The organism is Yinghuangia seranimata (genome assembly GCF_029953285.1).
Classification (GTDB): domain Bacteria; phylum Actinomycetota; class Actinomycetes; order Streptomycetales; family Streptomycetaceae; genus Yinghuangia; species Yinghuangia seranimata.
In genome coordinates this window covers 23,314-33,099 of record NZ_JASAOI010000032.1, presented here as the reverse complement: position 1 = coordinate 33,099, position 9,786 = coordinate 23,314, and the positions used below count along the sequence as shown (strand labels likewise).

The following is a 9,786-nucleotide window of genomic DNA, read 5'->3' as shown; positions in this document are numbered from 1 at the left end:
CGGTGCGGTCCTCACGGCGGTGTCGGGGGCGCGGCGCATACCGCCGCGGCGGAGCACGCATGTGTGCGTGCTCCGCCGCGTCGTTGCTTGTGGCCGGCTGTTCTACCGCTCGCCTACTGCTTGCGCGTCGACGTCGCCGTAGGCGTGGGTGACGTCGCGGACTGCGGCGTCCCGGGCTGGCTGGGCTGCTGGCCCGGCTGTTGCGCCGGCTGCCCGGGTTGCTGTCCTGGCTGTCCCGGCTGTCCCGGCTGCTGCGGCATCTGCTGTGGCGACAGCGGCGGGACGTCCGGCTCCAGGCCCAGCGTGTGCTTGGCGGCGCCCTCGACGGCCGGGCGGGTGAACGCCCAGGGAAGGCTCTGGCCCTTCTTCCACAGCTCGGTCTGGTCGGTGTAGTTGTCGTGCCACACGTGCCCCGAGGCGCCGGTGAGGTTGATCCACCGCGACGCGTCCAGGTCGGACAGGTCGACGACCATGCGCATGGACGGCACTGTGGTGACCTCGTAGCCCTGCGCCGCGTTCCAGCCGGTGGCGTCCACCAGGCCCTCGCCGCCGCCCAGTTCGTACGGGCCGCGGTTGATGAGCCACTTGACGACGCCGGGGCCTTCGGTGCCGAGGGTCTGGTTCTTGAGCTCCAGGGTGTGCAGGCGTCCCCACGTCCAGGTGTCGATGTCCTTGCCCATCTTCGCGGTGAGCTCCTTCTTCGCGGAGGTCATCGCCTTGAGGAGCAGCGCGTCGCGGGTGGTGATCTTCCCGGGGTCCGGGGAGATGTTCCACCAGGGGCTCTCGGCGTCGGGGAGCAGGTTGCGCACGACCTCGAACCAGCGGTCGCCGCCGTCCGGTTGCGCGGTGGAGTCGTCGCGCTTGCCGCAGGGCGTCTTGCCGGTGCTGTTGTCCGTCTGGCAGTCGGTGGTGGCGCGTACGGAGAGCGGCATCTTGTCGCCGAAGGCGAGCATCAGCAGCTGGCGCCACACGCCGTTGAAGTAGGCGGCCGCCTTGGAGTCGGACTGCTGGCGGAAGTCCCAGCCCCGCAGGAGGTTCTGCGCCTCGCGGACCCACGGGTCCTTCACCTCGACGCGCAGCAGGTACGGGACGAGCACCTCCGCCATCGGGTTGCGGTCGTCCATCTGCATGCGCGTCATGGCCCCGGGGTCGATCTTGGGCTGCGCGTTGATCATGTCGATGATGCGCTGGCTGCGCGAGCCGTAGCCCCAGTCGGTGGTGAGCACGTGGGGGTACGTCGGCGGCGTCACGGCGTTGTTCGCGGTGACGATGAAGCCCTCGGGCGGGTTGTAGCGGTTCGGCAGCGAGTCGAACGGGATGTACGAGTCCCACTCGTACTTCGAGTCCCAGCCGTACACGGGCCAGCGGCCGTCACCACTACGGCGCACGGGGATGCGCCCGGGCGCCTGGTAGCCGATGTTGCCGTCGACGTCCGCGTAGATGACGTTCTGCGAGGGCACGTCGAAGCCGCGCAGGGACTCGCGGAAGCTGTTCCAGTCGACGGCGCGGTCGAGCTGGAAGAGCGACTCCATGGTGGTGCCGACGTCCAGCGCGGTCCACCGGAGGGCCACGGCGAAGCCCTCTTCGCGCTGCGGTCCCGGGTCCGGGATGGGTGCCTCCTTGCCGACGTCCTTGAGCTCGTCGGCGGCCGCGGAGACGATCGGGCCGTGGCGGGTGGACTTCACCGTGATGGTGCGGTCCTTCCCGCCGGACACCTTGATGACCTCGGTGTGGACGTCCTCGAACGGCTGGTAGGTGCCCTCGTAGAGGTAGCCGGTGTCGTTGACCTTCTCCAGGTACAGGTCGGTGACGTCGGCGCCCAGGTTCGTGAAGCCCCACGCGATCTTCTGGTTGTGGCCGATGACGACGCCCGGCATGCCGGAGAAGGTGAAGCCGGAGACGTCGTAGGGGCACGCCGCGTCCACGGTGCGGCAGTGCAGGCCCATCTGGTACCAGACCGAGGGCAGCGACGCGGACAGGTGCGGGTCGTTCGCCAGGAGCGGCTTGCCGGTGGTCGTATGGCCGCCCGCGACCACCCACGAGTTCGAGCCGACGCCCGACGCCTGGTCGCTGAAGAGCGCCGGCAGCTGCGACAGCGCGTTGGACAGGTCGACGAGCGCCTTCTGCGCGCTCTGCGACGGCATGGCCGCCGGGGCGTCCTGCTGGAAGCGTTCGACGGCCGGGTTCTTGGGGTCCTTGACGACGCCGCCGGTGGGCACGATCGGCTGGTTGCGCTCGTACGGGTAGGGCGGGTACAGCTCGTCGATCTGGTTGACCGTCAGCTTGTCGGACAGCAGCGCCCGGTCGATCTCGTCCTGCAGGTTGCTGCGCAGGTCCCACGCCATCGCCTTGAGCCACGCGACGGAGTCGGCGGCCGTCCACGGCTCCGGCTTGTAGTCGTCGCGCACGAAGCCCAGGAGCGTGTACTCGAACGAGAGGTTGTCGCCCTTGTGCGTCTTCAGGTACGTGTTCACACCCGCCGAGTAGGCGTCCAGGTAGCTGCGCGCCTGGGGGCTGAGCTTGGCGACCTCCTGGTCGGCGATGCGCCGCCAGCCGAGGGTCCGCAGGAACTTGTCGTTGTCGACCTGGCCGGAGCCGAACATCTCGGAGAGCCGGCCCGCCGTCATGTGGCGGCGCACGTCCATCTCCCAGAAGCGGTCCTGCGCCTGGACGTAGCCCTGTGCGCGGAACAGGTCCTCGGGGGTGTCCGCATAAATCTGCGGGATGCCGCTCTTGTCGCGCAGCACCTCCACTCGGGCGCTGAGCCCGGGGAGCTTCTTGCTGCCGTCGAGGTCGGGGAACGAGCGGCGACTGAGGTCGTACGCGTACCAGCCGAGCGCGCCCACCACCACGGCGAGCAGCACGACGAACGCGATCGCGGCGTTGCGGAGGCGGCGGATCGCACGCTTGGGCTTGGCGCCCTCCTTCGGCGCGGGGCGTTCGGCGACGTGCTGAACACCCGGCGGCAGCGCCGGTTCCGGGGTGCTTTCCGCCGCGCTCTCCTCCACGCCCTCTGCGGCGGGTTCGGCGGCTGCTGCTTCGACGGACGACTCGGGCTGCTCCGGGCCGGGCGTAGGCGAGGCGGGCATCAAGATCCTTCACGGTGGGTGCGGCAAGGGACACCTTAGAGCGGTGCGCCGCCGACCGATCGACGCGCGGGTCCCGGACGGTCTCCGGGCGACGACAACCGGATCGTTCACTTTGGTAAAATATTTGCCAGGCGAAGGTAATGAAGCATCAGTTTGCCCGTGCCGCACATCAATCGAAGAGTTGACGACGCGTCCGATCGTCGAAGTGGCCGGACCGACCGACGACCGACCATCGGAGGAGCCGTTACGTGTCCGTGGCCGAGCTGAACCAGGTCCTCGCTCTCGGCGCACTGGTCTTGCTGGTCGCGGTCGTCGCGGTACGCCTCGCCACCCGCACCGGGATGCCCAGCCTCCTGCTGTACCTCGGGCTCGGCGTGCTCATCGGCGGCGACGTCCTCGGACTCAGCTACGACAACGCGGAACTGACGCAGACGCTCAGCTATGCGGCACTCGTGCTGATCCTGACCGAGGGCGGCATCAGCACCAACTGGGAGGCGATCAAGCCGGCGGTGCCTGCCGCCGCCGTCCTGTCGACCGTCGGCGTCGGCGTGAGCGTCGGAGTCACCGCGGTGGCCGCCCGGTTCGTGCTCGACACGGACTGGTCGACCGCCATCCTCATGGGCGCGATCGTGTCCTCCACGGACGCCGCGGCGGTCTTCTCGGTCCTGCGCACCCTGCCGCTGCCCAAGCGGCTGACAGGGCTGCTCGAGGCCGAATCGGGCTTCAACGACGCGCCCGTCGTCATCCTCGTCGTCACCTTCGCGCAGACCGGCTCGCACCCCTGGTACCAGGTCGTCGGCGAGATCGTGCTCGAACTCGGGATCGGCGCGGCCATCGGATTCGCGGTCGGCAAGGTGGGTTCCTGGGGACTGCGGCACATCGCGCTGCCGGCGTCCGGCCTCTATCCGATCGCCGTCATCGCCCTGTGCGTGCTCGCCTATGCGGCCGGCGCGCTCGGGCACGGCAGCGGCTTCCTCGCGTGCTACGTGGCGGCGCTGATCCTCGGCAACGCCCAACTGCCGCACAAGCCGGCGACGCGCGGCTTCGCGGAGGGCGTCGGCTGGATCGCCCAGATCGGCCTGTTCGTCCTGCTCGGCCTCCTCGTCACCCCGCACGAGCTCGGCGGCGCCGTCGTGCCCGCGCTCGTCATCGGCACCGTGCTGCTGCTCCTGGCGCGGCCGCTGTCCGTCGTCGTGTCGACCACGCCCTTCCGGGTGCCGTGGCGCGAGCAGGTGATCCTGTCGTGGGCCGGCCTGCGCGGCGCGGTGCCGATCGTGCTCGCGACCATCCCCATCGTCGAGAACGTCGCGGACGCCGAGCGGCTGTTCAACATCACCTTCGTGCTGGTGATCGTCTTCACCGTGGTGCAGGGCCCCACGCTCCCGTGGATCGCCCGCAAGGTCGGCTTCGGCGGCAGCCCGGAGTCGTCCGACCTCGGCGTCGAGTCGGCGCCTCTGGAGAAGCTGCGGGCCCACCTGCTGTCCGTGAGCGTGCCGAGCGGGTCGCGGATACACGGTGTCGAGGTCGGCGAGCTGCGGCTGCCCAAGGGCGCCGCGGTGACGCTCGTGGTGCGCGGGGCGGAGAGCTTCGTGCCCGGCCCCACGACGGTGCTCCAGCGGGACGACGACCTGCTGGTGGTGACCACCGAGGAGGTCCGCGACGCGACCGAGCGGCGGCTGCGCGCGGTCAGCCGCGGCGGCAAGCTCGCCGGGTGGCTGGGCGAACGGGGGAATTGACGCCCCGCTCGGCGTGTTCTTCTCAACGTTGTACGATTTAGCAGTAAATCAGCCATGCCTGTGGTCACGCGCGGGATGGCATGCAATGAAACGGACCAACTCTGCCTGACGCAGAGCTGGCGCGGCCGCACGGCGGCTGCCTCACGAAGGCCTTGTTCTCGCAGGTCAGAGGCGGTATCTACCCCGGTCGGCGCTTAGAGGACAGCTCTCGGCGCACCGGGGTCTCCACCTGTCGGAACCCTGTTGCGCTACCAGGCGGCAGGAAGCAGAAAGCCGCGTGATCTCCACCTACACCACGCTGCTCCGCACGCCATCCGCATGGCGTTTTCTCACCCCCGGCCTCGTCGCGCGCCTGCCGTACGCGATGCTCGGCCTCGGAATCGTTCTCCTCGTCAAGGACACCACCGGGTCGTACGGTGTCGCCGGCGCGGCCGCGGCGGCCATGGCCGTCGCCCTCGCGGTGGTCGGACCGCAGACGGGTCGGCTCGCGGACCGGTACGGGCAGGCCGCCGTCCTGGTGCCCGGCGCTCTCGTACACGGCGCGGCCGTCACCGCACTGATCATCTGCGCCAAGAGCGGCGCCCCCACGTGGACCGTGTTCGCGTCCTCCGTCCTGGCCGGCGCGTCCGTGCCGCAGATCGGCTCGATGGTGCGCGCCCGCTGGGTCGCCAAGCTGGAGGGCGGGCCGCTGCTGCCGACCGCGTTCGCGTTCGAGTCGGTCACCGACGAGTTCACGTTCGTCGTCGGCCCCGTGGTCGCGACCTTCCTGGCCACCGGCGTCGACCCGGGCTTCGGCCTGGCGGTCGAGGCCGTGCTGACCGTCGTCGGATCGCTGCTGTTCGCCGCCCAGCGCTCCACCGCGCCGGCCCGCCGGAACGCGGCGGACGGGCCCCGGCACGCCTCCGCGATACGCGTCGCGGGAGTAAAGGTGCTCGTCGGAGCGTTCGTGTCCATCGGAGCGGTGTTCGGGAGCGTCCAGGTCTCGATCACCGCCTTCGCGGAGGAATCGGGGCGCGCCGGACTCGCCGGCGCCCTGTACGCGGTGTTCGCGGGCGGCAGCCTGATAGCGGGCGCGGTGTTCGGGGCGATGGTGTGGCGCGGGGCCGCCAACCGGCGGCTCATGGTCGCCTTCGCGCTGCTCACGGTCGGCACGGCGCCGCTGTGGGCGGTGCCGAACGTGGCCGTGATGGTGCCGGTGGCGCTCGTCTGCGGACTCGCCCTGGCGCCGACGATCATCACCGGATACACGCTCGTCGAAAGCCTCGTCCCCGTCGCCGCGAAGACCGAGGCCTTCACCTGGCTGACCGGCGCGATCGGCCTCGGCCTGGCGTTCGGGAACACGCTCGCGGGCGTTGTGACCGACGCGACGGGCGCGAGCCCGGCGTTCGTCCTGACCCTCGGGACGGCCGCGAGCGGCCTGCTCGTGGTCGGGCTCGGACAGCGCGTCCTGCGGCCCGCGAAGGCGGCTCCGGAGCCCGCCACGGTGGACGTAGCTCCGGTGGATGCTGCACCATTGGCACTCGGCAGGTGAGAGTGCCAGCACCTGTCTTGCTAAGGAGGACCTGACCGTGCCGACGTACCAGTACCAGTGCACCGCTTGTGGCGAGGGCCTTGAGGCCGTCCAGAAGTTCACGGACGACGCGCTCACCGAGTGCCCGGCCTGCCAGGGGCGGCTGCGCAAGGTGTTCTCGGCCGTAGGCGTCGTGTTCAAGGGATCCGGCTTCTACCGGACCGACAGCCGCGGGTCGTCGAGCTCGTCGACGGTTCCCGCCGCGTCGTCCTCGTCGCCGTCTTCGAGCTCGTCGTCCGACAGCTCGTCGAGCTCCTCGAGCTCGTCCAGCACGTCGTCGGGCTCCGGCTCGTCGACGTCCACGTCCACCGCGTCCGCCTCCTGAGCGCGCGGTGACGGGCGTGGCAGCTCAGGCAGAGCAGACCGCCCCCGCGGCAGCCGGCGTGCTGCCCGAGGGCGTCGCCCCCGCGGAGATCGGCGTCATCGGCGGCTCCGGGTTCTACGCGTTCCTCGAGGACGTCGTGGAGGTCCCGGTCGACACGCCGTACGGCGCGCCGAGCGACTCGCTGTTCTTCGGCGAGGTCGGCGGACGCCGCGTGGTGTTCCTGCCGCGCCACGGCCGCGACCACGCGATCCCGCCGCACCGCATCAACTACCGGGCCAACCTGTGGGCGCTGCGCGCCGCGGGTGTGACCCAGGTCGTCGCGCCGTGCGCCGTGGGCGGACTGCGCGCGGAGCTCGGGCCGGGCACCCTGGTCGTCCCGGACCAGCTGGTGGACCGGACGTCGGGCCGCGTGCAGACGTACTTCGACGGGGCGCCGGCACCGGTCGTGCACACGTCGTTCGCGGACCCGTACTGCCCGTCGGGCCGCACCGCGGCGGTCGCCGCCGCCCGCAACGCCGACTGGGAGCCGGTCGACGGCGGCACGCTCGTCGTCATCGAGGGCCCGCGCTTCTCGACCCGCGCCGAGTCCCGCTGGTACTCGGCCCAGGGCTGGTCCATCGTCGGCATGACGGGCCACCCAGAGGCGGTCCTCGCCCGCGAGCTGGGCCTGTGCTTCACCGCGATGGCCCTGGTCACCGACCTGGACGCGGGCGTCGAAGCCGGCGAGGGCGTCACCCACGCGGAGGTCCTGGAGGTCTTCGCAAAGAACGTCGGCCGCCTGCGCACGCTGCTCTTCGACGTGGTCGCGACCATTCCGGCGGAGCGCACCTGCGCCTGCGGCGCGGACGCGGTGGCGCTGCCGGAGTAGCGGCTGGTTTATGTGTGAGGCCCGGTGGGGCCGGACGGGAGTCCGGACCCGCCGGGCTTTCGCGTTGACGGGGCCGCTTGAGGCGGCTTCCGGCGATCATCCCCCCGCCCTGCGGACCGGGCTGCGGATGCGGCCGGGAGCTCCCGCTCGGTCCCGCGGCCCCTCCCTGCCTCGGCAGCCGAAACGCCGGCTCCAGCGCGCTCTGCCGTCGCCCGCGCGCCGGCCGCGCCCTCCCGCTACACGTCTCACGCCCACGCCGCCCACTCGGAACGGCTGCATGTGCCCGGGCTTGGCCTACGGGCGCGCGTACGGATTGTCCTCCTCGGCCGCGCGGTCGGCGGTCTGTTGTCCACAGCCGAATCGCCACTTCGCGCTTGTCCACAGCCTCCTCGTCGGCGATTTCGTGCGGGCGGTCTCGGCGCCGCACCGTGGATCCCGGTCGCCCAGTCCCCGCCGACGGAGGTCGTTCGATGGTCCGCTCGCTCGCCCGTGCCACCCGCACCGCCCACGCCCCGTCCCGGTCCGAGGGTTCCGCCGGCTCGGTCGCCGCGCGGCTGCGCGGGGTGCGGTTGTTCGTCGCCCGCTACCGGCGCCCGTTGGCGGCCGCCGCGGCCGCGCTGGCCGTCGGGGCCGGGTTGCTCGCCGCCCGGCCGCCCTCGCCGCCGACCGTGCCGGTGCTGGTCGCCGCGCACGATCTCGACACCGGTGCCGTCCCCGGGCCGGGCGATCTCCGCACGGCCCGGTTCGCGCCCGCCGACGTGCCCGCGCGGGCCCTGCGGCACCGTTCCGACACGCAGGGGCGGGCGCTCGCCGCCGCGGTGCGGCGCGGTGAGCCGATCACCGATGTGCGGCTCGTCGGACCGCAGTTGCGCGGCCTGCCCGGCGGCGTCGCGCTCCCCGTGCGGTTCGCGGACGCGGACGCGGCACGGCTGCTCCGTCCCGGCGACCGCGTCGACGTGCTCGCCGGCCCGGTCCCTGACGGAGCATCAAGCCTGCTCGGGCCCACGGCCCGTCCAGGCACCGCCGTCGCGCGTGTGGTGGCGCGCGACGCGGTCGTGCTCGCCCGCCCGGAAGGCTCGCCGGACCGCGGCGGCGGGCTGCTGATCCTGTCGGTCCCCGCGGAGTCCGCGACCGCGCTCGCCGGGGCCGCGGTCGGCGCGCCGTTGACGTACACGATCCGCGGCACGCCCGGCGGCGTTGTTGCCACCGACGGTAACTGACGCCAGAATCCTACGGATTGCTACGTATGCAACGTAGGCTGCTTTTGCTCCAATAGTCCGATTGATGGACGATCGGACCGATCAGACCTGCGAACGAACCGACGTTCGCGCGACGGAACAGCGGCGGTCCACACCACGACCTGTTGGAGGAGATCCACCTATGGGTGGCTTCAAGAAGTTCCTGATGCGCGGCAACGTCGTCGACCTCGCGGTCGCGGTCGTCATCGGCGCCGCGTTCACCACGGTGATCAACTCGTTCGTCAAGGGCGTCATCAACCCGCTCGTCGGCGCGCTCGGCACGAAGGACCTCGACAGCTACAGGTCCTGTCTCAAGGGCCCCTGCGCGGTCGACGCGGCCGGCAACGTCACCCAGGGCGTCTTCATCCTGTGGGGCACGGTGCTCAGCGCTCTGCTCACCTTCGTGATCACCGCGCTGGTCGTCTACTTCATCTTCGTGCTGCCGATCAACCACATGATGGACCGCCGCGCCCGAGCACTCGGCCAGGCCAAGGCGGAACGGCTCACCGACAACGAGCTGCTGACCGAGATCCGCGACCTCCTCGCCGAGCAGCCCGGCCCCCAGACCAGCGGCGCAGGCTCCCGGACCTGACCACAGACCCCACCCACCCAGGCCATGGCCGCCGGGGCCACCGCACCGGCGGCCATGGCGTCCGGGGGCGCCACCACAGGCGCGCGGCGCCACCGCAGGGCGCGGCGCCCCACCTCAGAGGTGGTGCGGCGGCTTCTCGTCCAGGAACCGGCGCAGGTCGGCGGCGGAATCCGAGGCGGTGCCGCGCTCGTCGCCCCAGCCCGCGTCGCGCTCGTCGGCGGTGCGGTCGGGCAGCAGGTCGGCGCCGTCGAACCCGAACAGGTCCCGGCCGGACACACGCCGCGCGGGCGCGCCCTGCCGCCCCGCCGCCGCGTCCTCGCCGCGACCGCGCGCGGCCTCGCGCTCTTCCGCCATGCCGTTCTGCCTTC

The 9,786-nt window shown here is 71.6% G+C and carries 8 protein-coding genes; 6 read left to right on the top strand and 2 right to left on the bottom strand.

What is annotated here, in order from left to right; genetic code table 11:
* Positions 1-113 precede the first annotated feature (113 nt).
* A complete protein-coding gene (locus QI554_RS21725; RefSeq protein ID WP_281471843.1) occupies positions 114-3,089 on the bottom strand; it encodes a penicillin acylase family protein in 2,976 nt (991 codons plus the stop codon).
* A gap of 248 nt (positions 3,090-3,337) precedes the next feature.
* Here QI554_RS21725 and QI554_RS21720 point away from each other — a divergent pair, with 248 nt between their 5' ends.
* The 6 genes from QI554_RS21720 to mscL all read left to right on the top strand — a co-directional run bounded on the left by QI554_RS21720 (position 3,338) and on the right by mscL (position 9,418).
* Complete coding sequence (locus tag QI554_RS21720) at positions 3,338-4,825, top strand: potassium/proton antiporter (protein ID WP_281471842.1); 1,488 nt, start codon at positions 3,338-3,340, stop codon at positions 4,823-4,825.
* Between the two features lie 277 nt (positions 4,826-5,102).
* A complete protein-coding gene (locus QI554_RS21715; protein ID WP_281471841.1) occupies positions 5,103-6,356 on the top strand; it encodes an MFS transporter in 1,254 nt (417 codons plus the stop codon).
* A 37-nt stretch (positions 6,357-6,393) separates the two neighbouring features.
* A complete protein-coding gene (locus tag QI554_RS21710) occupies positions 6,394-6,720 on the top strand; it encodes an FmdB family zinc ribbon protein (RefSeq protein ID WP_281471840.1) in 327 nt (108 codons plus the stop codon).
* A 58-nt stretch (positions 6,721-6,778) separates the two neighbouring features.
* Complete coding sequence (locus tag QI554_RS21705; RefSeq protein WP_281471846.1) at positions 6,779-7,588, top strand: S-methyl-5'-thioadenosine phosphorylase; 810 nt, start codon at positions 6,779-6,781, stop codon at positions 7,586-7,588.
* Positions 7,589-8,058: 470 nt separating this feature from the next.
* Positions 8,059-8,808 (top strand): CpaB family protein, encoded by a 750-nt coding sequence (locus QI554_RS21700; protein ID WP_281471839.1) that lies wholly within the window; start codon positions 8,059-8,061, stop codon positions 8,806-8,808.
* Between the two features lie 160 nt (positions 8,809-8,968).
* Positions 8,969-9,418, top strand: a complete 450-nt coding sequence (gene mscL, locus QI554_RS21695) for a large conductance mechanosensitive channel protein MscL (RefSeq protein WP_281471838.1) — start codon at positions 8,969-8,971, stop codon at positions 9,416-9,418.
* A 114-nt stretch (positions 9,419-9,532) separates the two neighbouring features.
* Here the strand turns inward: mscL and QI554_RS21690 are convergent, their stop codons facing one another.
* The gene (locus tag QI554_RS21690; RefSeq protein ID WP_281471837.1) at positions 9,533-9,772 is read right to left on the bottom strand and encodes a hypothetical protein; all 240 of its coding nucleotides are present in this window, start codon (positions 9,770-9,772) and stop codon (positions 9,533-9,535) included.
* Between the last annotated feature and the right edge of the window lie 14 nt (positions 9,773-9,786).

Excerpts from the sequence above, each read along its gene's own strand:
- QI554_RS21725 (WP_281471843.1), bottom strand. The coding sequence starts at position 3,089 with ATGCCCGCCTCGCCTACGCCCGGCCCGGAGCAGCCCGAGTCGTCCGTC.
- QI554_RS21700 (WP_281471839.1), top strand. The coding sequence starts at position 8,059 with ATGGTCCGCTCGCTCGCCCGTGCCACCCGCACCGCCCACGCCCCGTCC.
- mscL (WP_281471838.1), top strand. The coding sequence starts at position 8,969 with ATGGGTGGCTTCAAGAAGTTCCTGATGCGCGGCAACGTCGTCGACCTC.
- QI554_RS21690 (WP_281471837.1), bottom strand. The coding sequence starts at position 9,772 with ATGGCGGAAGAGCGCGAGGCCGCGCGCGGTCGCGGCGAGGACGCGGCG.